This is a genomic window from Pseudarthrobacter sp. GQ63 (assembly GCF_059758765.1).
Map to the genome: position 1 here is coordinate 127,874 of NZ_JCAXEF010000007.1, position 25,327 is coordinate 153,200.

At 66.1% G+C, this 25,327-nt stretch carries 28 protein-coding genes; 10 read left to right on the forward strand and 18 right to left on the reverse strand.

All coding sequences use genetic code 11. The features are described from left to right. Positions 1 to 181 precede the first annotated feature (181 nt). From AC6CHP_RS13230 to AC6CHP_RS13250, 5 genes are all read left to right on the forward strand, one after another. Complete coding sequence (locus AC6CHP_RS13230) at positions 182 to 1,417, forward strand: sensor histidine kinase (protein ID WP_498230370.1); 1,236 nt, start codon at positions 182 to 184, stop codon at positions 1,415 to 1,417. Beyond that, positions 1,414 to 2,040 carry a response regulator gene (locus tag AC6CHP_RS13235; RefSeq protein WP_427116309.1) on the forward strand — a complete coding sequence of 209 codons (627 nt, stop codon included), beginning with the start codon at positions 1,414 to 1,416 and terminating at the stop codon, positions 2,038 to 2,040. Before AC6CHP_RS13230 ends, AC6CHP_RS13235 begins: the two co-directional genes overlap by 4 nt. A 133-nt stretch (positions 2,041 to 2,173) precedes the next feature. Beyond that, positions 2,174 to 2,377, forward strand: a complete 204-nt coding sequence (locus tag AC6CHP_RS13240; protein WP_013599688.1) for a cold-shock protein — start codon at positions 2,174 to 2,176, stop codon at positions 2,375 to 2,377. Between the two features lie 153 nt (positions 2,378 to 2,530). Continuing rightward, positions 2,531 to 2,884 (forward strand): hypothetical protein, encoded by a 354-nt coding sequence (locus AC6CHP_RS13245; RefSeq protein WP_104188151.1) that lies wholly within the window; start codon positions 2,531 to 2,533, stop codon positions 2,882 to 2,884. A gap of 33 nt (positions 2,885 to 2,917) precedes the next feature. Next, positions 2,918 to 3,703 (forward strand): MerR family transcriptional regulator, encoded by a 786-nt coding sequence (locus AC6CHP_RS13250; protein ID WP_427116311.1) that lies wholly within the window; start codon positions 2,918 to 2,920, stop codon positions 3,701 to 3,703. Here the strand turns inward: AC6CHP_RS13250 and AC6CHP_RS13255 are convergent. Beyond that, complete coding sequence (locus tag AC6CHP_RS13255; RefSeq protein WP_498230374.1) at positions 3,700 to 4,890, reverse strand: acyl-CoA dehydrogenase family protein; 1,191 nt, start codon at positions 4,888 to 4,890, stop codon at positions 3,700 to 3,702. The two genes, AC6CHP_RS13250 and AC6CHP_RS13255, sit on opposite strands and share 4 nt — an antisense overlap. A gap of 91 nt (positions 4,891 to 4,981) precedes the next feature. On the opposite strand from AC6CHP_RS13255, the gene AC6CHP_RS13260 reads away from it, so the two are divergent. Next, the gene (locus AC6CHP_RS13260) at positions 4,982 to 5,488 is read left to right on the forward strand and encodes a MarR family winged helix-turn-helix transcriptional regulator (protein WP_364320079.1); all 507 of its coding nucleotides are present in this window, start codon (positions 4,982 to 4,984) and stop codon (positions 5,486 to 5,488) included. A gap of 41 nt (positions 5,489 to 5,529) precedes the next feature. Here AC6CHP_RS13260 and AC6CHP_RS13265 read toward each other — a convergent pair whose 3' ends face one another. Together AC6CHP_RS13265 and AC6CHP_RS13270 are read right to left on the reverse strand one after the other, a co-directional pair. Further along, the gene (locus AC6CHP_RS13265) at positions 5,530 to 6,183 is read right to left on the reverse strand and encodes a DedA family protein (protein ID WP_427116314.1); all 654 of its coding nucleotides are present in this window, start codon (positions 6,181 to 6,183) and stop codon (positions 5,530 to 5,532) included. A 71-nt stretch (positions 6,184 to 6,254) separates the two neighbouring features. Then, entirely contained in the window at positions 6,255 to 6,854 is a 600-nt protein-coding gene (locus AC6CHP_RS13270) for a helix-turn-helix domain-containing protein (protein ID WP_498230377.1), read from the reverse strand. Positions 6,855 to 6,921: 67 nt separating this feature from the next. Here AC6CHP_RS13270 and AC6CHP_RS13275 point away from each other — a divergent pair, with 67 nt between their 5' ends. Next, a complete protein-coding gene (locus AC6CHP_RS13275) occupies positions 6,922 to 7,899 on the forward strand; it encodes an NAD(P)/FAD-dependent oxidoreductase (protein ID WP_498230379.1) in 978 nt (325 codons plus the stop codon). On the opposite strand, the gene AC6CHP_RS13280 is transcribed toward AC6CHP_RS13275, so the two are convergent. Genes AC6CHP_RS13280 through AC6CHP_RS13295 form a run of 4 tightly spaced genes read right to left on the reverse strand, consistent with a single transcriptional unit; the run spans position 7,886 to position 12,264 of the window. After that, a complete protein-coding gene (locus AC6CHP_RS13280) occupies positions 7,886 to 8,662 on the reverse strand; it encodes an enoyl-CoA hydratase (protein ID WP_498230381.1) in 777 nt (258 codons plus the stop codon). The genes AC6CHP_RS13275 and AC6CHP_RS13280 overlap by 14 nt on opposite strands. Beyond that, positions 8,659 to 9,648 carry a 3-hydroxyisobutyrate dehydrogenase gene (gene mmsB, locus AC6CHP_RS13285; RefSeq protein ID WP_498230383.1) on the reverse strand — a complete coding sequence of 330 codons (990 nt, stop codon included), beginning with the start codon at positions 9,646 to 9,648 and terminating at the stop codon, positions 8,659 to 8,661. The genes AC6CHP_RS13280 and mmsB overlap by 4 nt, the downstream gene beginning before the upstream one ends. Then, a complete protein-coding gene (locus tag AC6CHP_RS13290; RefSeq protein ID WP_498230385.1) occupies positions 9,641 to 10,765 on the reverse strand; it encodes an enoyl-CoA hydratase/isomerase family protein in 1,125 nt (374 codons plus the stop codon). The genes mmsB and AC6CHP_RS13290 overlap by 8 nt, the downstream gene beginning before the upstream one ends. Beyond that, positions 10,765 to 12,264: a CoA-acylating methylmalonate-semialdehyde dehydrogenase gene (locus tag AC6CHP_RS13295; RefSeq protein ID WP_498230387.1), complete on the reverse strand. Its 1,500-nt coding sequence runs from the start codon at positions 12,262 to 12,264 to the stop codon at positions 10,765 to 10,767. The genes AC6CHP_RS13290 and AC6CHP_RS13295 overlap by 1 nt, the downstream gene beginning before the upstream one ends. 254 nt (positions 12,265 to 12,518) lie before the next feature. On the opposite strand from AC6CHP_RS13295, the gene AC6CHP_RS13300 reads away from it, so the two are divergent. Beyond that, positions 12,519 to 13,325 (forward strand): exodeoxyribonuclease III, encoded by an 807-nt coding sequence (locus AC6CHP_RS13300; protein ID WP_427116322.1) that lies wholly within the window; start codon positions 12,519 to 12,521, stop codon positions 13,323 to 13,325. A 34-nt stretch (positions 13,326 to 13,359) separates the two neighbouring features. Then, a complete protein-coding gene (locus AC6CHP_RS13305; RefSeq protein ID WP_427116324.1) occupies positions 13,360 to 14,256 on the forward strand; it encodes a DUF8083 family protein in 897 nt (298 codons plus the stop codon). A 51-nt stretch (positions 14,257 to 14,307) separates the two neighbouring features. Here the strand turns inward: AC6CHP_RS13305 and AC6CHP_RS13310 are convergent, their stop codons facing one another. From AC6CHP_RS13310 to AC6CHP_RS13330, 5 genes are all read right to left on the reverse strand, one after another. Beyond that, entirely contained in the window at positions 14,308 to 15,360 is a 1,053-nt protein-coding gene (locus AC6CHP_RS13310; protein ID WP_188731959.1) for a LacI family DNA-binding transcriptional regulator, read from the reverse strand. A gap of 140 nt (positions 15,361 to 15,500) precedes the next feature. Beyond that, positions 15,501 to 15,749: a hypothetical protein gene (locus tag AC6CHP_RS13315; protein ID WP_174179442.1), complete on the reverse strand. Its 249-nt coding sequence runs from the start codon at positions 15,747 to 15,749 to the stop codon at positions 15,501 to 15,503. After that, the gene (locus AC6CHP_RS13320; RefSeq protein WP_188731960.1) at positions 15,746 to 16,642 is read right to left on the reverse strand and encodes a carbohydrate ABC transporter permease; all 897 of its coding nucleotides are present in this window, start codon (positions 16,640 to 16,642) and stop codon (positions 15,746 to 15,748) included. The genes AC6CHP_RS13315 and AC6CHP_RS13320 overlap by 4 nt, the downstream gene beginning before the upstream one ends. Next, on the reverse strand, positions 16,639 to 17,676 hold the full coding sequence (locus tag AC6CHP_RS13325) for a carbohydrate ABC transporter permease (RefSeq protein ID WP_188731962.1): 1,038 nt from the start codon (positions 17,674 to 17,676) through the stop codon (positions 16,639 to 16,641). The genes AC6CHP_RS13320 and AC6CHP_RS13325 overlap by 4 nt, the downstream gene beginning before the upstream one ends. Positions 17,677 to 17,683: 7 nt before the next feature. Next, positions 17,684 to 18,967 carry an ABC transporter substrate-binding protein gene (locus AC6CHP_RS13330; RefSeq protein ID WP_427116327.1) on the reverse strand — a complete coding sequence of 428 codons (1,284 nt, stop codon included), beginning with the start codon at positions 18,965 to 18,967 and terminating at the stop codon, positions 17,684 to 17,686. A gap of 140 nt (positions 18,968 to 19,107) precedes the next feature. Here AC6CHP_RS13330 and AC6CHP_RS13335 point away from each other — a divergent pair, with 140 nt between their 5' ends. Next, positions 19,108 to 20,910 (forward strand): glycoside hydrolase family 13 protein, encoded by a 1,803-nt coding sequence (locus AC6CHP_RS13335; RefSeq protein ID WP_498230391.1) that lies wholly within the window; start codon positions 19,108 to 19,110, stop codon positions 20,908 to 20,910. A 6-nt stretch (positions 20,911 to 20,916) separates the two neighbouring features. Here AC6CHP_RS13335 and AC6CHP_RS13340 read toward each other — a convergent pair whose 3' ends face one another. From AC6CHP_RS13340 to AC6CHP_RS13365, 6 genes are all read right to left on the reverse strand, one after another. Further along, positions 20,917 to 21,528, reverse strand: coding sequence for a hypothetical protein (locus AC6CHP_RS13340; RefSeq protein WP_498230393.1), 612 nt, complete (start codon positions 21,526 to 21,528; stop codon positions 20,917 to 20,919). Continuing rightward, positions 21,525 to 22,133, reverse strand: coding sequence for a DUF6286 domain-containing protein (locus tag AC6CHP_RS13345; RefSeq protein ID WP_188731971.1), 609 nt, complete (start codon positions 22,131 to 22,133; stop codon positions 21,525 to 21,527). Before AC6CHP_RS13345 ends, AC6CHP_RS13340 begins: the two co-directional genes overlap by 4 nt. Continuing rightward, a complete protein-coding gene (locus AC6CHP_RS13350; protein WP_188731972.1) occupies positions 22,130 to 22,510 on the reverse strand; it encodes a hypothetical protein in 381 nt (126 codons plus the stop codon). Before AC6CHP_RS13350 ends, AC6CHP_RS13345 begins: the two co-directional genes overlap by 4 nt. Further along, a complete protein-coding gene (locus tag AC6CHP_RS13355; protein WP_104188100.1) occupies positions 22,507 to 22,698 on the reverse strand; it encodes a DUF2273 domain-containing protein in 192 nt (63 codons plus the stop codon). Before AC6CHP_RS13355 ends, AC6CHP_RS13350 begins: the two co-directional genes overlap by 4 nt. Continuing rightward, positions 22,695 to 23,168 (reverse strand): Asp23/Gls24 family envelope stress response protein, encoded by a 474-nt coding sequence (locus AC6CHP_RS13360; RefSeq protein WP_377193548.1) that lies wholly within the window; start codon positions 23,166 to 23,168, stop codon positions 22,695 to 22,697. Before AC6CHP_RS13360 ends, AC6CHP_RS13355 begins: the two co-directional genes overlap by 4 nt. A gap of 124 nt (positions 23,169 to 23,292) precedes the next feature. Next, the gene (locus tag AC6CHP_RS13365) at positions 23,293 to 24,888 is read right to left on the reverse strand and encodes a glycoside hydrolase family 68 protein (protein ID WP_188731976.1); all 1,596 of its coding nucleotides are present in this window, start codon (positions 24,886 to 24,888) and stop codon (positions 23,293 to 23,295) included. Positions 24,889 to 25,327 lie beyond the last annotated feature (439 nt).

A 25,327-nucleotide genomic window follows, 5' to 3' on the forward strand; every position in this document is an offset into this window, starting at 1 on the left:
TGGAGGTCATGGTGGGTACGCACCAATCCTTCCGGGGATGGCCGCACCCGGCATCGGGCCTTCGTCTGCAGAGGCCTCCCCCCAATGGCCAGCTATATCAGCCACATGGCTGAGAGACCAGCATTGGCGGGAGCAATAGCATGGAAGGTAGCGTTTCCCACCAGCCAGAACGGGACATCCCATGCCTACCCGAGCCGCCGGCACTGCCCCGGCCACCGCTGCCGCCCCGGGAACCACACCCCGGCGGAGTGCACCCCGCACCGGCCTGGGCAGCATCGAAACCGCGGTGCACCTGGGCTTCGCCGTGCTGCTGGTGGCCTCGCTGGTCCGCTACGTGATGCGGCACAGCCCGGCCGACAACCTGATGATCCTGGGCCTGGCTGCCGCAGCGAGCCTGCTCTATGCCGCCGTGGCCGTGCTCGCAGCGCGGGGCAGGCCGGGCCTGCCGTGGATGTTCACCCTGGTGGCTGTTTGGGCATTGCTGGTGGTCGCGGCTCCGAGCTTTGCCTGGTGCTCGTTCGCGCTCTTCTTCCTCTGCCGGAGCGCTTTGGCCGGAACCGCCGCGTATCTGGCGGCAGGCACGACTACGGCAGCCACCGCAGCAGGGCTGTTCCGGATGAGTGACGGCACGGACCTCGCCATGCTTCTTGGCCCGCTGGCCGTGGGCGCCATGCTGACTCTCATCTATGACCGGATCCAGCACGACGCCGAGGAGCAGCGCCGCCTGCACGCCGAGGTGTCCGCGGCCCAGGAACAGCTGGCAGCCAGCGAACGCCGCGCGGGCACCATTGCAGAGCGGGAACGGGTCTCCCGGGAAATCCATGACACCGTCACCCAGGGGTTGGCCAGCAGCCTGCTCCTGCTCGAGGCCGCGGGGCGGGCCTGGCCACGTGATGCGGCGCGGGACGAACTCCGGCACGCTGCCGGGCTCCTGCGCACCAGCCTGTCCGAAACCCGCAGCCTCGTCCACGAATTGGCTTCCCCCGGGCTGGACGGATCGCCGCTGCCCGAAGCCCTCCTCGTCGCGGCGAGGCAGTATGTGCCCCAGGCCCGGCTTATGGTGACCGGCGAACCGCGGCCCGTGCCCGGAGAGGTGCGCCATGCCCTGCTCCGTGTCGTGCAAAGCGCCGCATCCAACATCAAGCTCCACGCGTCAGCCACTGCCGCCACCGTGACCCTGGGATTTCTTCCCGAGGCCGTCACCCTGGACGTTTACGACGACGGCACCGGCTTTGATCCGGCGGCGGCAGCACCGCCGTCGGACGCGGGAGGGTACGGGCTGAGGGCCATGCGCCAGCGGGTGGAACAGCTGGGCGGCACCTTGTCCGTGGAAAGCTCGCCCGGGGAAGGGACCATCGTTGCCGCCCAGTTGCCTTTGCCCTCCACCGGACAGGTCACTTCGGGGGAACCGGCATGAGCGCAATCACCGTCCTGCTGGTGGATGACCACCTCGTGGTGAGGAGCGGGCTGCGGGCCCTCCTGGGAACGCAGCCCGACCTGGAGGTCATCGGAGAGGCAGCATCCGGAGAAGAAGCGCTCGAGCGGGTGCGGGAGCATTCCCCTGGCGTGGTGGTCATGGACCTCGCCATGGGTAGCGGAATGGACGGGATCGAAGCAATCCGGAAGATCCGCGAGCGCAACAGCGGCCAGGCGGTCCTCGTCTTCACCACCTACGACTCCGATGCCGATATTGTGCGGGCCGTGGACGCCGGCGCCATGGGGTATTTGTTGAAGGATGCCACGCCGGAAGAAATTTTCACTGCCATCCGGGGTGCCGTCCAGGGCAAGAGCGTCATGAGCCCGCCTGTGGCATCGCGGCTGTTCCAGCAGCTGCGCAACCCTGAAGAAATCCTCACTCCGCGCGAAGCCGAACTGCTGAGCCTCCTGACAGAAGGGCTGAGCAACCGTGAACTTGGCCGGCGCCTCTTTATCTCCGAAGCCACGGTGAAAACGCATCTTGCCCACATCTACACCAAGCTTGGGGTGGACAGCCGGGCGGCCGCGATTGCCACCGCTATCCGCCGCGAAGGGATGCGCTGACCTCGCCAAATGTTGCACAACCCTTGCAAGCGCGGCCTGCGCCCCGTACGTTGGGGACTGCGGGGGACGTTCTCCTCGCACTCCGGGCCGATGGCACGGGGAGAGAATCAGAGTCACACGAAGGAATGCAGCCATGGCAACAGGCACAGTTAAATGGTTCAACGCCGAAAAGGGTTTTGGCTTCATTGCCCCCGATGACGGGTCCGCTGACGTTTTCGCCCACTACTCGGCAATCGCCAGCAGCGGATACCGCTCACTCGATGAGAACCAGAAGGTTGAATTCGATGTGACCCAGGGCCCCAAGGGTCCGCAGGCGGAGAACATCCGCCCGCTCTAAGGTTTAGGTGACCGCCGGCAATGCCGGCGGAACCCGGTATCCTGCAGCGGCTTCTCCAGCATTTTGCTGGAGGGGCCGCTGTTTTGCTCCCCCGCCTGCTGGCCGCCGCTTCACCATCACCCTTCGCATCCTGAAATTTGGGACAATCGGAGGGTGACGGGACAGGACCAGGACCCTTGGGAAGAGTTCGACCAACTGGGCCCCGCTGCGCCCGACCGCGTTCCCGGGCACCCCGGCGGTGAACCCCTGGGCTTCGGGTTCCGGACCGGCGTCCGCAGCGCGCGCGTCGCGGTCGGGTTCGCCATTTACACGCTGGCGCTGGGAACTGTCCTGGCGCTGACCGGATGCATTGTCTTCGCCGCCCGGGGGCAGTGGCTGCTCGTGGGCCTGATGCTGGCCATCGAGGCAGTCTTTGTTTTCGCCTTCAGCCGCCTCGTTGCGCAGGCCCGGAACCGGTCCGGCCGCCGCCGTCCGCGCGGTCATGGTTTCCCGGAAAAGCCTGCTTGACCTTGACGCGGCGTCAACCCCTACGTTCAGACCATGGACGCAACGGATGCCAAGGCGGGACCTGACTGGTCCATCCAGGACGTGGCACGGCTCGCCGGCACCACAAGCCGTACGCTGCGGCACTACGACGAGATTGGACTACTGAAGCCCAGCCGGGTGGGAAGCAACGGCTACCGCTATTACGACGGCGCCGCCCTCCTGCAGCTGCAACGGATCCTCCTGCTGCGGGAACTTGGCCTCGGACTGCCGGCCATTGCCGAGGTCTTCCACCAGCAGGCAGATCCCGTCAAGGCCCTGGACCGGCACCTGGAATGGCTGGCACAGGAACAGGAGCGGCTCGCGCGGCAGATGGCGTCCGTCCGGCAAACGATCGAAACAGTGAAAGGCGGAGGAGACATGGTGGCGGAAAAGATGTTCGACGGGTTCGACCACACGCAGTACAAGGACGAGGTGGAAGAGCGCTGGGGCAAGGACTCCTACGCGAAAAGCGACGCCTGGTGGCGTGGAATGGGCGCGGCAGAACAGCGGGAGTGGAAGTCCCGCGCCACGAAGCTGGGCAGTGACTGGATAGCTGCTGCAGGTTCAGGGCTTTCCCCTGCCGGTCCCGAAGCGCAGGACCTGGCGCGGCGGCACGTTGCGTGGCTGACGTCCATCCCGGGCACCCCGGCCGCGGAGGACGGCGGAGACGTCAAGGGCTATGTTGTGGGCCTGGCGGAGATGTATGTTGCCGATGCCCGATTCGCGGCCAATTATGGCGGCGAGCAAGGAGCAGGCTTCGTGCGGGACGCGCTGCTGGCTTACGCAGAGAAGCACCTCTAGGCGAACGCCGATTTCCCGGTCACGGCCCGCCCCACGATGAGGGAGTTGATCTCGTAGCTGCCTTCGTAGGTGTACAGGATTTCTGCATCGCCGAACAGCTTGCCCATTTCGAAGTCGGCACTGATACCGTTGCCACCCAGCAGGGACCGCCCCATGGCCACTGAGGCCCGGGCAAGCCTGGTGGTGGTGGCTTTGGCCATGGCTGCCTGCGCCATCTCCAGCTTCCCCTCCTCCTGGATCCGTGCCAGCTGCACCATCAGCGCGAGCGAGGCCGTGGCGTTTCCCAGGATGTCCGCAAGCTGCTGCTGGACCAGCTGGAACTGTGCCAGCTCCTTGCCGAACTGACGGCGCGCCAGTGAGTAGGAGCGGGCTATGTCGAACGCGGCGAGCTGGATTCCCGCGGCCTGCCAGCCCACCCAGGCCCGGGAGTCCCGCAGTAAGTCGTTGGCCTTGGCGAAGGATGTGGCCCCGGGCAGCAGGTTGCCCGCAGGAATCCGCACGTCATGCAGCGTGATGTCCGCGTTCTGCATGATCCGCAGGCCGATCTTGTTGCAGATCTTGGCAGCCGTGTAGCCGGGCCGGTCCGTCTCCACCAGGAACGCCTTGACCTGGTGGTCCTCCACGTCGCGTGCCCAGACCAGGGCGAAGTCGGCGATGGTGCCGGCCCCGATCCAGCGCTTGGCGCCGTTCAGGACCCATTCGGCGCCGTCCAGCCTGGCTGAGGTCTCGAGCCCGCCGGAGATGTCGGACCCATGGTCCGGTTCCGTCAGCGCGAACGCCCCAAGGCTGCTGAAGGCTTCCAGGCCCGGCAGCCAGCGGAGCTTCTGTTCCTCGGATCCCAGCTCCTTGATGGTGCCCACGATCAGCTCATTGTGGATGCCCGTGAGGGCGGAGAGGGACACGTCCGCCCTGGCCAGCTCCACGTACATCAGGCCCTTGAGGAGGATGGAGCTGCCGTCCACCTGGAGGGCACCCAGTCCGTATTCGCCCATTTCCGCCAGGAGGCCGAAAGGGAACTCTTCGCGGTTCCAGTACGGAATGGAGGGCCGGCGCACGTGATCCTGCAGGAATTCACGGACGCGGAGGTACCGCTCCCGCTCGGGCCCTGCCAGGAGGTCCGCGACGTACATGAGGTCGGCGTCGGGAAAGGGGGGCGCTTCGCCGCGTCCTTCCGGCCCCACCGGCATCCCCCTCCGCTTCGCCCAACCATTGGATGTCCTAGTATATTCACATCGCTGATAAAAGAGTGATGCGCGTCACCCGGACGAAAGGTGTTCGATGGGTACCCCATTGTCCCGCGATCCCATTGCCGAAGCCCGGCGGAACTGGGAGGACCATGGCTGGGCGGACGTCGCGGCTCCCATGGCTGCCATCACCGCCATCATGCGGACCCAGCAGATCCTGCTGGCCAGGATCGAGTCCACGCTCAAACCGTTCGGGCTGACGTTTGCCCGCTATGAACTCCTGGCCCTGCTGAGTTTTGCCCGGAAGGGCTCACTGCCCATGAATAAGGCGAGCGCACTGCTTCAGGTCCACCCCACGTCCATCACCAATGCGGTGGACCGGCTTGAGCGGGCGGGCCTGGTGGACCGGTCCCCGCATCCCACCGACGGCAGGACCACGCTGATTGAGCTCACCACCGCGGGGCGCACCCTGGCGAAGCGCTCGACGGCGGCTCTCAACGCCGAGGTGTTCAGCGCCCCGGGGTTTGATCCCGGCGACGTGGACCACCTGATCCGCATCCTGGGAGCCTTCCGCCGGAACGCCGGCGACTTCGAGGAGTGACGCTTGGCCTGGGGCATGACGCGGCCTTCGGGATGGGCCCGTCAGCGGCGGACTTTTTCCCGCTTGAGCCGCCGCACCACGAGCAGGACTACCGTCACGCCCAGCGCGGCGTAGACCGCGTAATTCAGGAACCTGGAGTACTGCTCGATCAACTGGTATTGGGTGCCCAGCAGGTACCCGAGGCCGATCAAGGCCCCGTTCCAGAGTCCACTGCCCGCCAGGGTGTACACGCTGAAGGTGGCCAGCGGCATCCCGGATGCTCCGGCCGGGAGGGAAATCAGGCTGCGGACACCGGGGAGCAGCCGGCCGAAAAAGATCGAGGACCTGCCGTGGCGGCGGAACCATCCAGCTGCTTTCTCAAAGTCCTCCCGGTCCACCAGGGGGAGCCTGGACAGCCCTCGGATGGACCGTTGAAGGCCCAGCTTCGCGCCCAGCCAGTAGAGCAACAGCGCACCGAGGTAGGCCCCCAGGGTACTGGTGACAAAGACGAGGATCAGCTGCAGGGAACCCTGTTTAGCGAGGTAGCCGGCCAGGGGAAGGATCACCTCGCTGGGGATAGGCGGAACCACCGTTTCGGCGAGGGTAAAAGCACCGACGCCCCACTCGCCCATGTGCTCTATGGTCCGGGCAGCAACGCCCACCAGGCCGGTCAAATTGTCAGTTGAGCCGCCAGCGCCTGCCGCCATTCCCCACATAGAACTCCCCATCTGCTTCCGGCCGTCCCGTCCTGTCTACCTTAAGCAGCTGGGAAAAAGCTGGACCAAAGTCAGGACGGCCGGGAACGGACATGCATCCGCTCCCCCTGGGTGCCGAAAAGGCTGAGGAACTCAACCGGTTTTCCATCCGCCCGGCCGAACCAGTGCGGGACGCGGGTATCGAACTCGGCCGCCTCCCCCGCCCCCAGGACGAGGTCCTGGCTGCCCAGCACCATACGGAGCTTTCCGTTGAGGACGTACAGCCACTCGTAGCCTTCGTGCACCTGCGGGTTGGGCTGGTCCAGCGGCCCGGCCGGCAGGATGTGCTTGTAGGCCTGGATGCCGCCCGGCTTCCGGGTAAGCGGAATGATGGTCATCCCCCGCGCTGTGATGGGCCGCAGGTGCACCCGGGGATCCCCCGTTGCGGGTGCACCCACCAGTTCATCAAGCGGGACGTGATAAGCCTTCGCCAGGGGCAGCAGCAACTCGAGGTTTGGGCGGCGCTGGCCGGACTCCAGCCTGGAGAGCGTGCTCACCGAGATGCCGGTGGCGTCTGCCACTGCTGACAGGGTGATGTCCCGGGCCAGGCGGAGCGCCCTGAGGCGCGGTCCAACCGCCGCAAGCACAGCGTCCGTTCCCGAGCCCGTGCCGCTTTCTGCTTCCATATTCATGGCACCATGTTGCCATTCCGGCAAAATACTTTGCCAGTCCAAACAGGAACGCAGCAGCATGGGAGCCATGACTGAAAACATCGAAACACTCCATGACGTCCTGATTGTTGGCGGCGGCGCTGCCGGACTGAGCGCGGCCCAGATGCTGGGCCGCAGCCGCCGTTCCGTGGCCGTGGTGGACAGCGGGGAACCGCGCAACGCCCCTGCCGCAGGTGTCCACGGCTTCCTGTCACGCGACGGGATCAGCCCCGGTGAGCTCCTGGCTGTCGCCCGCACGGAGGCTAAGGGCTACGGGGCCGCCGTGGTCCACGGCAGGGTCGTGGCTGCCGGAGGCGGCCTGGCGCAGGGCTTCCATGTAACGCTCGACGACGGCACGCAGCTGCGCGGCCGGCGCCTGCTGATTGCCACCGGGCTCACGGATGAGCTGCCCGCCGTCGACGGGCTGCGTGAGCGCTGGGGCAGGGACGTGCTGCACTGCCCGTTCTGCCACGGCTGGGAAGTGCGGGACCAGGCCATCGGCATCCTGGGGAACGGCCCGTGGTCAGTGCACCAGGCCCTGCTCTTCCGGCAGTGGAGCAGCAACATCACGCTCTTCCTGAACAACAGGGTTGCCCCGTCCGACGCCGAAACCGAACAGCTGGCGGCGCGCGGGATCCGGGTGGTGGACGGGGTTGCCGAGGCCGTCCGGGTTGAACGTGACCGGCTGCGCGGAGTCGCCCTGGCCGGAGGTCCGGAGATTGCCGTGGAGGCGCTGGTGGTGGGCCCGCGCGCCCATGCCCGGCTGGACGCCTTTGCCGGCCTTGGCCTGGCCCCGTCCGAACATCCGTCAGGAGCGGGAACCTACCTTGAAACGGATGCCGACGGCGGCACGCCCGTCCCCGGCGTCTGGGCGGCAGGCAATGTCACGGACCTGAAGGCGCAGGTGCTGGCCTCTGCGGCCACTGCCGCCTGGACCGCCGTCGTCATTAACAACCACCTCATGGCGGAGGAGCTGGCAGCGGACGTCGACGCCTACCGAAGGGCGCTGGCCCCTACCGGTGCCTGAACTCCGGCTGGCGCTTCTCCGTGAACGCCGCCATGCCTTCCTTCTGGTCCTCGGTGGCGAAAAGGGAGTGGAACAGCCGGCGCTCGAACAGGACCCCCTGGGCCAGCCCGGTCTCGAAGGCGGCGTTCACGGCTTCCTTGGCAACCATGGCCACCGGCCTGGACTTGGAGGCGATCACCTCTGCGGCCTTCAAGGCCTCGTCCACCACATCCTCGGCGGGGACCACCCGGGACACCAGGCCGCAGCGGTCGGCTTCCTCCGCCCCGATGAAGCGCCCCGTAAGGATCAGGTCCATGGCCTTGGCTTTGCCCACGGCGCGGGTCAGCCGCTGTGAACCGCCCATGCCGGGCAGGACGCCCAGGTTGATTTCCGGCTGCCCGAACTTCGCGTTGTCTCCGGCGATGACCAGATCGCACATCATGGCCAGTTCACAGCCCCCGCCCAGGGCGAATCCCGAGACGGCCGCAATGGTGGGGATGCGCAGCCGGGTGAAGTCCTCCCAGCCGCGGAACCAGTCGGCGGCGTACATGTCCATATAGCCCTGCGCCGCCATCTCCTTGATGTCGGCGCCGGCTGCGAAGGCCTTGCCGGAGCCGGTGATAACAACCGCCCCCACCCCGGGATCGGCATCCATGGCCTTGACCGCGGCCACCAGTTCCTCCATGGTGGCCTTGTTCAGGGCGTTCAGTGCCTGCGGGCGGTTCAATGTCACCAGGCCCACCCGGCCCCGCTGCTCCACAAGGATGTTCGCGTATTCCGTCACTCCGGGCTCCCGTCGTCCTGCGCTGCGCCCTGTGGCGCACTGCCTGCTGAGTTCTCTGGTCCGCCGCCCGCCGGGCGGCCGGACATATCGCGGATGTCGGTGATGATGCCGGAAAAGTCCCTTCCCGCGCCCTCCCCTGCCGCAAACGTACCGTAGATTTCCGCGGCGAGCGGGCCCATCCGGGCTGCCACCCCGGTGCTGTTGAGGGCATTGACGGCCAATGAGAGGTCCTTGGCCATCAGGGCCCCGGCAAAACCTGGCTGGTAGTCACGGTTGGCCGGGCTGGTGGGGACGGGACCGGGCACCGGGCAGTTGGTAGTGAGGGCCCAGCATTGTCCAGATGCCGCGGAGGCCACATCGAACAGCGCCTGGTGGCTCAGCCCCAGCTTCTCCCCCAGGACAAACGCCTCGCTGACGGCGATCATGGAGACGCCAAGGATCAGGTTGTTGCAGATCTTCGCGGCCTGGCCTGCGCCATGGGCACCGCAATGGACAACGCGCCTGCCCATCACGTCCAGCAGCGGCCGCACCGCCTCAAAGTCCGCGGCGTCCCCGCCCACCATGAAGGTGAGGGTGCCTGCTTCGGCCCCCACTACGCCGCCGGAGACCGGGGCATCCACGGAGCGGTGGCCGGCCTCGATGGCGAGGGATGCTGCTTCCCTGGCCTCGTCCACGTTGATGGTGGAACAGTCCAGGAACATGGTCCCGGGCACCGCCGCCGCCAGCAGTCCGGGTTGCCCCGCCTGGCCGCGATAGGCCTCCAGGACATGCCGGCCGCTGGGGAACATGGTGAGGACCACGTCCGCTCCGGAGACTGCCTCGGCGGCGCCGGCTGCAACCGGGACGCCGCTGGCCTTGGCGGCTTCGAGGGCTGCCGGCACCACATCGAAGCCGGCCACGGAATAGCCTGCCTTGACCAGGTTCACAGCCATCGGACCGCCCATGTGTCCGAGGCCCAGGAAGGCGACAGTGTATTTTTCAGTCATGGTCAGGCTCCTTTAGCTGCGGGTCCACGCCCCGAAGGTCCAGTTCCCGGCTCCCCAGGGGCTCAAAAAAGCGCTCCACCTGCTCCGGCGCCACGTCCGCCAGGGTGGCCGGGTTCCATCGGGGGTTCCGGTCCTTGTCCACAACCTGCGCCCGGATGCCCTCCCGGAAATCCGGCGCTTCCAGGAACCGCAGGCCCGTCCGGTACTCCTGCGCCAGGGCCTCATCGAGGGTGTGGCCTTTCGCGCGGCGCAGGGCGGCCAGCGTGACCTTCACCGACGTGGGCGATTTCGCCTCGATGGCGTCTGCCGCCTGAGCGGCCTCGTCGCTGCCCACGCCCTCGTAGCCCCGCAGGCGCCGGACGATGTCCCCGGCGTCATCCGCGGAGTAGCAGGCGTCAATCCATTGACGCTGTCCCTGCAGCGCCGAGGGCGGCGCTTCCGTGCTGTAACGCCCGACGGCGGCTTCCGCTGTTTCGTGTTCCAGCGCCGCCACCAGGGCGGGCAGTTTTTCGGACGGCAGGAAGTGGCTGGCCAGGCCAAGGTACAGCGCATCCGCTCCGTCCAGGTGTGCGCCGGTCAGGCCTGCGTGGGTTCCTGTTTCACCGGGGGCGCGGGACAGCAGGAACGTCCCTCCCACGTCGGGTGCAAAGCCGATGGTGGTTTCCGGCATTCCCGTGCGGGTGCGTTCGGTGACCACCCGGACGGACCCGTGGGCGGAAATTCCGACGCCGCCGCCCAGCACCAGCCCGTCCATCAGAGCCACATAGGGTTTGGGATAGCGGGCGATCAGGGAGTTGACCCGGTACTCGGTGGCCCAGAAATGCGCGGTCCGTTCCCCACCTTCCAGCATGTCCCGGTAGATGGCCACAATGTCGCCGCCGGCGCAGAGGCCCCGGTCTCCGGCGCCTTGCACCAGCACCGTGGCAACGCCGTCGTCCTCCGCCCAGGCGGTGAGCTGTTCCAGAAGCTGCCCAACCATGCCGGCCGTGAGAGCGTTGACCGCCCTGGGCCTGTTGAGGGTAATGACGCCCAGCCGGCCGCGGCGCTCAAACAGCACCTCCCTGCCGTCCACTGAAACGCCTGTATCAGCCGTGCCCTGCGGTGCGCTGTGCGTCATCAACTTCCTTCCGGCATCACGAAGCTGGCTCCGTGCCGTATTCCCGAGGGCCACCGCGTGGTCACCGTTTTGGTCTTGGTATAGAAGCGGAAAGCGTCCGCGCCGTGCTGGTTCAAATCGCCGAAACCCGAGGCCTTCCAGCCGCCGAACGTGTAGTAGGCGATGGGGACGGGGATGGGGACGTTGATCCCCACCATGCCCACGTCCACCCGGGTGGCGAAATCGCGGGCGGCATCACCGTCCCGGGTGAAGATGGCCACGCCGTTGCCGAACTCGTTCCTGGTGCAGAGCTCGAGCGCTTCGTCGTAGTCTGCCGCCCGGACCACGCACAGGACAGGGCCGAAGATCTCGTTGCGGTAGATCGCCATGTCCGTGGTGACGTGGTCGAAAAGCGTGGGCCCTACCCAGAAGCCGTCCTCATGGCCCGGCACACTGAGTCCCCGGCCGTCCGCCAAGAGCGTGGCCCCGGCGTCAGCCCCTGCCTGGATGTAGCCCTCGATGCGTTCCCTGGCGTCGGCCGACACCACCGGGCCAAAGTCGGACGCCTGGTCAAGGCTGTGGCCCACCTTGAGGGCTGAGACGCGGTCCTGGAGTTTGGCCACCAGCCGGTCCGCTGTTTCCTGCCCTACGGGCACAGCAACGGAAATGGCCATGCAGCGCTCCCCGGCGGAGCCGTAGCCGGCGCCGATGAGGGCGTCCGCTGCCTGGTCCAGGTCGGCGTCGGGCATGATCACCATGTGGTTCTTGGCCCCGCCGAAGCACTGGGCCCGCTTTCCGTGGGCCGCGGCCGTGGCGTAAATGTACTGGGCAATCGGGGTGGAACCCACAAAGCCCACCGCCTTGACGCGCGGATCCTCCAGCAGCGCGTCCACGGCCTCCTTGTCGCCATTGACCACGTTGAACACCCCGTCCGGGACGCCCGCTTCGGTATACAGCTCGGCCAGGCGCAGCGGTACCGAGGGGTCCCGTTCGGAGGGTTTCAGGATGAAGGCGTTGCCGGCGGCCAGGGCAGGGCCGGACTTCCACAACGGGATCATGGCCGGAAAGTTGAACGGGGTGATGCCGGCCACGACGCCCAGGGGCTGGCGCAGCGAGTGGATGTCTATCCCCGGTCCGGCGTCGCTGGAGAACTCTCCCTTAAGCAGGTGCGGCGCCCCGGCGGCGAACTCCACCACCTCCAGGCCCCGCTGGATGTCGCCTTTCGAGTCGGCCAGTGTCTTCCCGTGTTCGGAGGACAGCAGCCGGGCGAGCGCGTCCAGGTCCCGGTTGACCAGGTCCACGAAACGCAGCAGGATTCTCCCCCGGCGCTGGGGGTTCATGGCCGCCCACTCCACCTGCGCCTTCTCCGCGACGGCAACAGCGTTCTGCACCTCATCCAGGCCGGCAAGCGGCACGCGCGCCTGGACCTGGCCGTTGCAGGGGTCGAAGACGTCGCTAAAGCGGCCCGACAGGCCTGCCGCATGCTGGCCGTTGATGTAGTGGGAGAGTTCACGGACCATGACTGCACGCTCCTTCGCATGTGATCCAGGTCATTTCTGGTTGCGAATATACTCGGACTTCCTACTAACTTCCACCGGAGCTTGCGCGTCTTGTTCCGCTGTCCCAGCCACATGACGGGCACGCCGGGCTGGGGCACATTGGCGCCTGTTCCTGGCGAGTGCAGCTGCATGCCTGGGCGTGTCCGCGCCGTTGTGCCCCGTTTCGGCGGCACTTCCAGATCCGCATTTCCGGCGCTCAAGGTAGGTTAGGAACTGTGAAGATAGCTACCTGGAATGTGAACTCGCTCCGTGCCCGCGCCGACCGCGTTGAAGCCTGGCTTCAGCGCAGCGACTGCGACGTCCTGGCCATCCAGGAGACCAAATGCAAGGACGACAACTTCCCGTGGGAGCTCTTTGAACGGATGGGCTACGAGGTGGCCCACTTCGGCGTGAACCAGTGGAACGGGGTTGCCATCGCCTCCCGTGTGGGGCTGGAGGACGTTGAGCGGACGTTCCTGGACCAGCCCTCCTTCGGCAAAGCAGGCAAGGACCCGGTCCAGGAGGCCCGCGCCATGGCTGCAACCTGCGCCGGAGTCCGCATCTGGAGCCTCTATGTCCCCAACGGCCGTTCCCTGGACGACGAACACATGCCCTACAAGCTCAAGTGGCTGGAAAGCCTGAAGACCCACGCCCAGGAGCTCGTCACGCAGGACCCGCGTGCCCAGGTGGCCCTGATGGGTGACTGGAACATTGCGCCCTTCGACGAGGACGTGTGGGACATCGACCTCTTCGTCAACAACCGGTACACGCACGTCAGCCCGCCGGAACGCGCCGCCTTCCATGCCTTCGAGTCGGCCGGCTTCACCGATGTGGTGCGTCCCTACACGCCGGGTCCGGGCGTGTACACCTACTGGGACTACACCCAGCTGCGCTTCCCCAAGAAGGAAGGCATGCGGATCGACTTCGTGCTGGCCTCCCCGGCTTTGGCAGCGCGCGTCACCGGCGCTTCGATTGACCGCGAGGAACGTAAAGGCAAGGGCGCGTCGGACCACGCACCCGTGCTGGTGGAACTGGCGGACTGATGACTGTGACCTGGACCCACGCAAGGAGGCCGTCGTGACCGGAAACCTCTACCGGGGCCAGGCCGGCCTGCCGTTCTCGTCAACCCTGCGCGTCTACGAACCGCTGGACGCCTTCCCCGAAGAGCAACGGCAGACGATCCAGGAGGCAGGGGCGCGTGCTGCCTCCCGCGCCGCCGTCGAAAACGCCGAACTGCTTGCCTCGCTGGGGCGCATCACGCGCTCCGGAGGCGATCCCTTCCCCACCGGACGCACAGACCTTGTACGCGTCACCACCGCCCCGGCACCTGCCGGCGGGAGTGACAGCGAACCATCCGCCGACGGAGCCGGCGCCGAGCCTGTGCTGCTGTACTGTCCCAGCCAGCTGGTGCTGCGCGCCGGCCTGGCCGCCAACGCCCTGATGGAGGGCATCCACGGCCCGCTGGCGGAACTGCTGATCCCCGAGGAACAGCGGGACAAGCACCAGGAACGGATTGACCAGGTGAAGGCCCGCGATGGCTCAACCCGCGTGCACACCCGGGCATCCACATGGGGAATCCCGTTCAGCTGGTTCTCGCTGTTCATGGAATCGGACCACAAGGACGTTGTGGAGTCCGGGGGGCGGATCGTCACAGTACGGGTGTGGGCGCCCATCACCGAGGCTTTGGAGCGTGCCCGCTACGCGGTGGCCAACCTGGCCCTGGCGGCGCCGGACCTGGACATGCTGGACGATCTTGCCCAGCTCACCGAGTGGCTTGAGATGTTCCACGTGGAATCGATGGTGGAGCTCGACTACGGTGCTGTCGCGGACAAGGTGTATCCGGACGAATCCCCCATGGACATCAGGCTGGGCATCGAGTGCCTCGCGGAGGGCGACATGACCGGCGCTGCTGCAGCCTACCGACGCCTGGCGTCCCGCTGGATTCCCATCCGGCAGTTGGCGCGCGCCTCCTAGGCTGGTCCTTGGAGCGGCGCCTACCCGAGCCGTCCCCTGACCGGGGCGGCGCTAGGACTGGGGCGGCGCCGTCGTCCGTCTGACAATCAGCTCATGGGGCGCGACGGCGGACTGGACCGATCCAACCTGCCCGTCCAGTTCATCAAGGAGCATCTTGGTGGCCAGCTCGGCCTGCTCGTCGGGCCGCTGGCCCACCGTTGTCAGGCCCACGGCATCAGCGAAATCGTGGTTGTCGATTCCCACGACGGACAGGTCTTCCGGCACCCGGACCCCGAGGCGGGAGGCTTCGAAGATCACGCCCATGGCCATCTCGTCCGAGGCACAGAAGATGGCGGTGGGCTTGGCCCCCGGCTTGGACCAGAGCCGGCGGAAAGCCGCCTGTCCGCTGCGCACCGTGAAGTCGCCCCACTCGTCCCATTCGGGCCGGGTGGGAAGCCCGGCCGCCGTCATCACGTCCTTGAACGCCAGGATGCGGACGCGGGGAACGTCGAAGTTCAGGTCCGTCTCGTCGTCGCCGTGCAGCAGTGCAATATCCCGGTGGCCCAGGTCGATCAGGTGGCGGACGGCCGTGGACGCAGCGGCGTAGTCGTCTATCCCGATGTAGGCGCACTCCTCGACATGGCCGCCCACCACCACCAGGGGTATGTCGATTTTCTGGAGGTGCTCGAGTTCCTCGTGGGTCAGGGCCATACACAGGACCAGCAATGCATCGATCTGCTTGTAGACCATGGTCTTGCTGAAGAGCCGTTCCCGGTTGCTGCCGTGCCCGCCCAGGTTGAACAGGGACAGGTTGTAGTTGCGGGCATGCAGCTCCCGGTCCGCGCCCTCGATGGCTTTGGAAAAGAACCACCGGCTCACAAAAGGCGCCAACACCCCGATGGTCTTGGTCCGGCCTGTGGCAAGGCCCGAGGCCGAGCTGGAGGCCACATAGCCCAGGTCTCCTGCGACCTCCAGGATCTTTTGCCGCGTTGCCGGTGACACCCGGGGCAGTCCCCGGACCGCCCGGGACACGGTGGCGGTGGACACGCCCGCGGCGGCCGCTACGTCTTCAATGCTGACCCCACTGTGGCCGCCCCGTTGAGACCTTTCACTTGTGCGTGCCACGGTGTCCCCTCATATACTCCCTGCAGGCATGCGCCCTGCTCCTGTGCGATGCCCCCTGCAATGGTATTTCGGGCACCGGCTTGCATCGCAGTGTTACCTGCCGACCGGAGGTAGCACTCCCGGCCGTACTGCCGGGAGTGCTACCTCCGATCGGGCAGGCGTCGCCGCAGCCGCACCATGCCGTACAGCGCCAGCAGAGTTGCCAGCAGGCCCAAGGCCCAGCCGAGTGCAGGTTGGGCCGTCACCTCCATCCAGAGGGTGACCACGAACAGGACCAGGGCCCAGAAGCCGAGGAACCCAATAATGATGTCAAAATCCTCGCCGGACCTGGCCCGACGGCGGTCGCTTCCCGCCCCCGTGGGGCGGGAGCGGGAAGCGTCACCCGTCACTTGACCGCACCCGCCGTAAGGCCGGCCACGATCTTGCGCTGGAAGACGAGCACCAGGATCACCAACGGAATGGTGACAATGGTGCCCGCGGCCATGATGGCCGTGTAGGGGATTTGGTTCGGCTGGGCACCGGCGAAGCTGGCGATGGCCACCGTGACCGGCTGCGTGGCGTCATTCGACAACTGGCTGGCGATCAGGAACTCGTTCCAGGAGGAAATGAACGCCAGGATCGCCGTGGTGAAGATCGCCGGAGCTGCCAGGGGCATGATCACTTTCCGGAACGCCTGGCCCTGCGTGCAGCCGTCAACACGGGCTGATTCCTCCAGCTCCCACGGCATTTCGCGGAAGAAGGACGTCAGTGTGTAGACGGTCAGCGGCAGGACGAAGGAGATGTTCGGGATGATCAGCGCCTGGTACGTTCCCATCCAACCGATGTTGGTGAACAGCTGGAACAGCGGGGTGATCAGGGCAACGCCGGGGAACATGGATGCGCCCAGGATGAAGCCCAGCACCAGGAACTTGAACCGGAAGTTCAAACGGGCCAGGGCGTACGCGGCGAAGACGCCGATCAGCAGCGAGATGGCCGTAACGGTCACGCCGATAAAGACGCTGTTGATCAGTGCTTGGCCAAACCGGTTGCCGAACGAGGTGTCGAAGGCCGTGGCGAAGTTGTCCAGGGTGACGTGGGTGGGCAGCAGCGAGGTGTCGTAGGTGAAACCCACCTCGCGGAACGCCGTCACCACCATCCAGTAAGCCGGCGCAAGGCACCAGATCAGGATGACGGCGGCGCTGATGTACGTGCGTGCCTGCGCCCATTTCTCCTTGTTCTGGGCGGCCTTGCGGCCCTTGTCCTGCCGTGCGCGCAGTTCCGTGGAGGCAGTTGTGGATGTCATTTCTTCCCCTTACCGGTGGCTCCGCTTTGCTCCACGACGTTCGCACCAAGGAACCGAACGAAGATGAATGCGACCAGGAAGATGATGATGAACGTAATGGTGGACAAGGCGGCCGCTGAGTTGAACCCTTGCCTGATCTGGTTGATCACCAGGATGGACAGCGTGGTGGTGTTGTTGGCACCGCCGGTGAGGATGTACGGAAGGTCGAACATGCGCAGGGCGTCCAGGGTACGGAACAGGATAGCCACCATCAGCGCCGGCTTCACCAGCGGAAGCGTGATGAGCCGGAAGCGCTGCCAGGCAGTAGCCCCATCCACCTTGGCGGCCTCGTAAACGTCCGCCGGAATCATCTGCAGGCCCGCAAGGATCAGCAGCGCCATGAACGGCGTGGTCTTCCACGTGTCCGCGATGATCACGGCCCACTTGGCCGGCCACTCGCTGCCGGTCCACAGGATGGAGGCGTTGAACAGCTTGTTGGCGATGCCCTCGAAGGCGAAGATGAAGAGCCACAGCTGGGCGGTGACGGCGGTGGGGATGGCCCACGGAACCAGCACTGCCGCACGGACGAGTCCGCGGCCCTTGAAGGTCCGCGCCATGATCATGGCCATCCAGAAGCCAAGGATTGTTTCAAAGGTGACGGTGATGACCGTGAAAAGGAAGGTTGTTCCGGTGGCTGACCAGAACTGGCCGCCCAGGGTGCCGGGCGGGCAGGCGACGGTGCCGCCGCCGGGGGCGGCACACTGCTGGCCAAGCCAGTTGACGTAGTTCTGGATGCCGGCGGGACCGCCGGCGGTGAAGAGCCCGGTTGCCGGGTCAAGCCCGGCGTCCTTCTGGAACGACATAACGATGGCGCTGATGATCGGGTAAACGATCACAATGCCCAGCGCAATGACGGTCGGAGCAAGAAGCCATGCAGCCCACTTACCCTGGCTGAGGATCTTGTTGTCTTCCCCTACACCCTTGGGTCCGTGGTGGACCGGGGTCCCGCCCGACGCCGGCCCTTTTACCGGCGTCGGGCCCAATTCGGTTGCCATGATGGAGCTACGATCCTGCGCCGGCGGACTCGATGGACTTCTGCATGTCGGCCAGGGCCTGTTCAGCAGACTTCTCGCCCTTCAGTGCAGCGTAGGAGTTCTCCTGGATGGCCTGGGTGACCGCCGGGTAGAACGGGCTGACGGGGCGCGGCACGGCGTTCTCGATGGAGGTCTTCAGAACCGGCAGGTACGGAAGCTTGGCAACGAGTTCCTGGTCTTCGTAGAGGTCACCAAGGACGGGAGCCAGTGAACCCTGGGTGGCGAAGAACTTCTGCTGCTCTTCCTCGATGAGGAACTTTACGAAGTCAAGGGCCGTGGCCTTGTTCTTGGAGTAGACGCTGATGGCGGCATTGTGTCCGCCAAGTGAAGACGCACCCGGGCCATCCTTGCCCGGGAGTGCGGCCATACCCAGAACATCCTTCACCTGTGAGGAACCTTCAGTGGTGGCCAGGTTGTAGACGTACGGCCAGTTGCGCAGGAAGAGCAGCTTGCCTTCCTGGAACGCACGGCGGCTTTCCTCTTCCTGGTAGGTGATGGCCTCAGCCGGGATGTTCCCGTTCTTGAAGGCGTCAACCAGGTTGTTCAGGCCTTCCTCGGCCTCGGGGGTGGTCAGGTTGGGCTTGCCGTCCTCGCCGAGCACGGAGCCGCCCGCCGAGTTGATGGCCTCTGAAGCGTTAACCGTCAGGCCTTCGTACTGCTTGAACTGGCCCGCGTAGCAGCCGATGTTGTTTTCCTTGGCGATGGAGCACATGCCCATCATCTCGTCCCAGGTCTTGGGAGCTTCAGGAACAAGGTCCTTGCGGTAGTAGAGGATGCCGCCGTCGGATGAAACGGGCGCGGTGTACAGCTTGTCCTGGTAGGAGCCTGCCTCGATGGTGGGCTCCAGCATGCCGTCCGTCTCAATGGCCATGTTGCCTTCGAGCGGCTGCAGCCACCCGCGGGCAGCGAATTCGGCGGTCCAGACAACGTCAACACTGACAACGTCGTAGTTTTCGTTCTTGGCCTGGAAGTTCTGGACCAGGTCATCGTGCTGCTGGTCCGCCTGGTCAGTCTGCTCCTTGAACGTCACCTGCTCATCAGGGTGCGCAGCATTCCACTTGTCGAGGAGGGGACGGACCACGTTGCTGTTGTCCTTGCCCTGGACATACGTGATGGGGCCGCGGCCCTCGAGGTTGGCTTCCGCGTCGCTGCCGCCTCCCGTGGTTCCGCCACCTCCCCCGCCGCAGGCGGTGAGGGTCAGGGCCAGGACGCCGGCGGTGGCAGCCGGAAGTAGGAATTTAGGGGTTTTCATTAGCTTGAAGCTCCTCGCTGAGTGACAAGTAAGTCGACAGTGCGGTTGTTTGGTGAGGTTGTTGTGGTGACCATCACACTAGTAAGGTTGCTGTCGGCAATGCAAGCGTTTACATCAAAAAGTTATCTGAGAGGAACCTAATGTCCAAGCCGAGCGTTCCTGCCTCTGACCAAACCGGCGAATGGTGGGCCGGCGCCGTTGTCTACCAGATCTACCCCCGATCCTTTGCCGACGGCAATGGCGACGGCATGGGGGACCTGCGCGGGGTCCTGGACCGCTTGCCCTACCTGGAACGGCTGGGCGTGGATGCCATCTGGCTTTCCCCGTTCTACAAATCGCCCCAGGCCGACGGCGGCTATGACGTGGCTGATTACCGGCAGGTGGACCCCCTCTTCGGCTCCCTTGAGGACTTCGACGCCATGTTGCAGGAAGCTCACCGGCGCGGACTGAAGGTCATCGTGGACCTTGTCCCCAACCACACCTCGGACGAGCACGCCTGGTTCCGGGCAGCACTCAGCACCCCGCCCGGGTCCCCCGAACGGGACCGTTACATGTTCCGCCCGGGAAAGGACGAGGTGCCGGGTTCCGGTGACGGCAACCGGCCACCCAACAACTGGAAGTCAATCTTCGGCGGCTCGGCGTGGACCCGGGTCACCGAAGCCGGCGGTTCAGCCGGGGAGTGGTACCTGCACCTTTTCGACACCAAGCAGCCGGACCTGAACTGGGAAAACCAGGAAGTGCGGGAGGAAATGCGCTCTGTCCTCCGCTTCTGGCTGGACCGCGGTGTTGACGGTTTCCGTGTGGACGTAGCCCACGGGATGGTCAAGGAGCAGGGCCTTCCCGACTGGGACGGGGTGGCCGCCATGGTGGAGGGCACCTCTGAGGTTCGAAGGGAACCGTCCCCTCCCGGCGATGCACCCGGCGCCCACACTGATTCCGAGGAACCCCACCGTGCGGTGTCCCCGGTGTATCCGCCCTCGCCCTTCTTCGACCAGGACGGCGTCCACGACATTTACCGGGACTGGCACCGTGTCCTGTCCGAGTACGGCAGCGACCGGATGATGGTGGCCGAGGCCTGGGTGGAACCGGCCGAACGGCTGGCGCTCTACGTCCGGCCGGATGAGATGCAGCAGGCCTTTAACTTCGATTTCCTGATGGCCGGCTGGGACGCCGAGCGCATGGCAGAGGCGATCGACGCGTCGCTCAAGGCGGCCCAAGCCGTGGGTGCCCCCTGCACCTGGGTGCTGAGCAACCACGATACCGTCCGCCATTCCACCCGCTTCGGGCTCACGGATCCCACCACGTTCCCCAAGGGCATCGCCGCGGACGATGAGCAGCCGGACACGGCCCTGGGCCTGGCCCGGGCGCGGGCGGCAACCATGGTTGAGCTGGCACTGCCGGGCTCTGCCTACCTGTACCAGGGCGAAGAACTGGGACTCCCTGAGCACACCAGGCTTCCGGCCGAGGCACGGCAGGATCCCACGTTCTTCCGTACCCAGGGCGCAGAAACCGGACGGGACGGCTGCCGGGTACCGCTTCCGTGGGCTGCGGACAAGCCCGGTTACGGCTTCGCGGATTCGTTCCAGGGTGAACCTGCGTCCCCCTGGCTTCCCCAGCCTGCGGAATTTGGGCCGCTTGCCGCCGACCAGCAGGAGGGCGAGGAAGGCTCCACGCTGGAGCTTTACCGCGCCGCGCTCGCTCTGCGGTCCGCCCGGCGCCTCAGCACCGGCTCCCTGGCGTGGGCGGAGGTCCATGCACCGGAAAGCGGCCTGCTGGCCTTCCACAACCGGGATGTCCTGGTCCTCGCCAACATGGGCTTCGCATCCGCGCCCATACCCGACGGCTGGTCCGTGGCGCTCTCCAGCGGACCGGAGCCTGCCGCGGAGTGGGAACTGCTGCAGGAGGTTCCTGTGGACTGCGCCGTGTACCTGACAAGGAACTAAAGACGGTTAGCGGACGCGCTCTGCCCTGCGGAAGCGCGTCCGCGCTCCGGCTCCGATATGGATCAGCACGGGAATGTTCTTTCCCACCGCCTGTTCCAGGGCTGACACCAGCACCGACACCTCGTTTGCGAGCAGGTGCGGGGCCACGCCCTGGCGCGGAAGGAGCCGGACCTTCAACGCGGGTGCGCCTTTGACATCGTAGGTGGTCACCGTGGCTCCGGCGAGGTCGGGACGGTGCGCGAGGGCATGTTTCAGCGCCTGCTCAGCCACTCCCCCGCCAATCCGCACGTCACCCGGAACCTCACCGGGATCGTACTCGACGGCCACCACATCGGCCCGCCCTTTGCCCTGCTGGGCAACCCAGGCCACCATGAGGCCAATCAGCACCAGCAGGGCCAGCGCCACCAGGATCCACAGCCAGCTTTCGGGCCGCCCCGGAAAGCGGGTGGCGTTGAACGCCGCGTTGATTCCGCTCCAAGCGTCCGCGGACCAGGACCGCCACCAGGTGGCCACGGCGGGCACGGCGGCCAGCAACATCAGGAGGCCGCCCGTTCCAAGCAGCAGCAGTCCCAGGGCCGCGACCAGGATCCGGTTGAGAAGGGTAGGGGTGCTGTTCATGCGCCGATCACTCCGGATGTCGCCACGTTCACGCGCACCTCGGGCGAGGGATCCAGTGCCATGGCATCCACTTCGCTCCGGACTGCCTCGAGGACCGCGTCTTGGTTCACAGGAACACCGGAGGTGGGCCGGACGCTCACCACCACCTGCCGCCGGGAGACCACCACCATGACCTGTTCCGGCGTGACGTTCGCTGCAAGCCGGGCGCGCCGGGCCAGCGAGGAAGCGATGACTTCATCATCCACCACAACGGCCGGGCCCGCGGCGTCCCGGCCAACACCCATAAGGTGGCGGGCGCGGCGTCCAGGCAGAACCCCGTTGAGGAGGAAGACCAGGCCGGCCATTGCCAGCACAGCACCGATGGCTCCCAGCAACAACGGAGGGATCCCCGCCGGCAGGGCAACCAAACGCTCCGCGGCCACCTGCGGTTCAATCAACCAGGCCGGTTGCCCTACTGCGTGGACGCCTGCTTCGAGGAGCCCATAGGCTGCCAGCACAATGACCAGGACGGCCGCTGCGGTGGCCACCGCAGCACGCGTTGACCGGGTCTCACGGCGCAGGATCCGGTCCATATCCGGGCTTTGGCCTTCACCATTGCGGTTCATCGCACCCGCCCCCCTTCACTGATCTTTGCCCCCGTAATCCTGATGTCCACCCGGCTCAGCCCGGAACCGCTGAGCTCCGCCACCGCCGCCAGGATGCCGGCCTTTGCCCTCACGGTCCGGTCCCAAATGGAACCACCGGACCCCTCAACGCGCGAGGGATCCTGGACCACCGCACTCAACGGGGGCATGCTGATGGGTGCGACAAGGGACAGGGCCAGCAGGCCGTCGTCGTCCGTCCAGTCAGCGCGGACGTCCTCGGCTTCCACACCGAGGAATTGGGCTGCTGCGGCCTTGGCGAGGCTTGTCAGGGCCTGGGTACTGATGCGGTTGTGGCCGCTCAGCTCTTGGCCCCGGACGGCCGGGGCTGTGGAGCTCATGAGGACGAGCGCCGGCCGATGATGGCGTCCAGGACCCTGCGAAGGTCCAGTTTCCCTTCGGCGGCCCGGCCCAGGAGTGCCCCGATGGCCATAAAGAGGAGGGAAACCAGGAAGCCCCATAACCCGAACTGCAGGGACATGAAGGCGACGAACGCGCCCATTGCTGCGCCGGCCACGGTGAGGTTCACAGCAGCGCCTCCCTTCCGGCCGTGCCGGAAACGTCAGTCGGTCCGGAAACGGCGGGTTTGACCGGAGGCGGAATGTAGACGTCGGTGACTTCCACGTTTACCTCGATCACCTGCAGCCCCACGAGCTCCTCCACCGCCCGGTAGACGGCGGCGCGGACCTGGTTGGCGAGCGAGTGGAGCGGTGTCCCGTAGCTCGCCACGAGGCTGATGTCCACGGCAACCTGAGTTTCACCAACTTCGGCCCGCACACCGGCGGCATGGTCGGAACTGCCGACGGCGTCGCGGATGGCGCCGAGTGCGCGTGACGGGACAGAGCCCAGGGAATAGACACCGGGGACGGAGCGGGCTGCTATGCCCGCCACCTTGGCGACGGCTGTCTCGGAAATAACGGTCCGGCCGGAGCCGGGTACGGGAACCGGCGCGGCACGCTGTTGTAGCCCCTGGCTGGGTTGTGGGTTCTGGTATTCCATCAGGCACTCCCCCTTCTGTTGATCCCCACCCTATCCCCGGCGGTGCCTTAACGGCAGCAGGCAGGGGCGCCCTGATCCGGACGTCCCTGCCTGTACCTAAACTGCTTTTAGGGGGCAGTCGGTTTTACTTGTAGTGGCCCTCGCCGCCAACGCGGAGGTTGGTGGGCAGGTAGCCGAACGGGCCAAGGCCGTCCTGGCCGAAGCTGCGGTCCACCTGCGAGATGCCGTCCCGGAAGTTGATCTTCACGGTGGGTGACAGCGAGCCGCCGCGTACGCCGTTCACGTTGTCGATGAACGACTGGACCAGCCCGCCGGGCTGCACGTAGTGGGAGTACGCCTGGAACTGGCGGCCGTTCTGGTTCGGAGTGGGTGCCTCCGGGGACTCCGACGGCAGGTTCAGGTCCGTGGGCGAGCCCAGGGCCAGGCCGCTGTTGTTCATCGGCTGGTAGTCCGAGCGGACGCCGTCGCCAACGAAGCCGTAGACGCCGTCCGGGCCGCGCATGCCGGCGGCGTAGGTGAACTGGTGGCTGATGGTGAACAGGTAGTACTTGTTCTTGCCGCCCTCATTCTGGATGAAGATCTGCGGACGCTCGGTCTGGTCGTTCACGCAGTTGGCTGAGAGGATCGGCGGCAGGAAGGACCACTTGGTCAGGTCCTTGTTGTCTGCCACTGCCAGGCCCACGTTCGCTGTCTGGTAGTAGGCTCCGCTGCTGTTGACCTCATCAACGGACTCGGCATTGGCATCGCCGGGGCGGTACCCGAGGTCTTCGGGCTTGCACTCGTACTCGCCGCGCGTGCCGCCGGTGTTGCCTTCGAAGACCATGAAGGTCTTGCCGGGGTGGGCCGGGTCGGCAAAGGTGTAGGGGTCGCGGAAGGCGAAGCCCGGGTTCTGTTCCTTGGTCTGGTACATCTCTCCATCAGGCTCAAGCAGGTTGGTGTGCTTGAACCCGTCGAAGGTGACGCCATTCTCGTCTGCATGGATCTTGCCCAAGGCCTTGGCGATGGACGCATCCGGGGCGATGCCGCCGCCGCCTGCGTTCCGCTCGGCGATGTCGTAGAACGTGGTGGCCGTGTAGAACACGTTCACCTGGTTGCCCTGCATCAGGCGGGTGGAGCCGGACCATTCGGTGTTGCCGATGGAGGCGCCGTCAGCGAAGACGTGGCCGCCGTAGTTCCACTTGTCCTTGGCCGGATCCGCGTTGGTCTTGCGGAAGAAGTAGCCGATGCGCGCGTTCCAGTGGCGCTGGTCGAAGCCGTAGCCGGCGTGCCGGTCTGCCACGAGCGAGAAGATGACGTCCCAGCCCTTGTAGCTGATCTGGTTCGCGTTTTCGTCGGTGAGTGACCAGGTGTCCCAGACCCACACGTCCTCGTTCATGGTGGGGAAATCCTCGGGGATTTCCGGCATGGTGACGTCCGGGCTCATGGAATTCTCACCGGGGGCAACAGTGGGGTCGCTCTGCGCCATGATCTGCTTGGCGTCCGCGCGGGTCCACTTGGAGGTGAAGTCCGACGCCGGGTCGAAGGCTTCCTGCGTGTGTTCCGTGGGGAGGGGGAATCCGGGGGTGGGCGCCGGCATCTGCTCGGCGGCCGGCGGATCGGCCGGCTCGTTGGCCTGCGCCGAGGGGACGGCCAGGAAGGCCGAGGCAGCGACGGCTGTGGCCAGTGCTGCGGCGGCTGGGCGCCACCGCAGCATCCGGGGTGATTGGGGGTGCTTGTGCATTGTTGCTCTTCTCGCGGAGTTGAAACTGTTCGTGGAAGACGGGCGGATGCCCATGCCCTTCGAACTCCGGCGGCCCCGGCGACACGGCAGGCGTCATCGGGGACGCCGTTGTATCAAGGGGGAACGGGGTTGGGTGGTCCCCGTAGAAGAGGCCCGGACTGTGGTGCTTTCCTGGCCGTGTTTCCACCGTAGACAGGCTCCAAGGGAGAGATCAAACCAGGTTTCATCTCCCATTTCCGGGACGGGGCCGATTTTGCGCAAGCGCTTACACGTAATCCCTGACGCGCGCGTGCCACAACCTTCCGCCAAGATCAAGTATTGCCTTTGAGGCCGTGGAAAGGTGAGAAATGCCACCCCTTGCGCGGCCCCGCTCCGTGGTGCCGGCACGGAAAAGGGAGGCACCTGTCCAGCTGGACAGGTGCCTCCCTCAGAAGCCGAA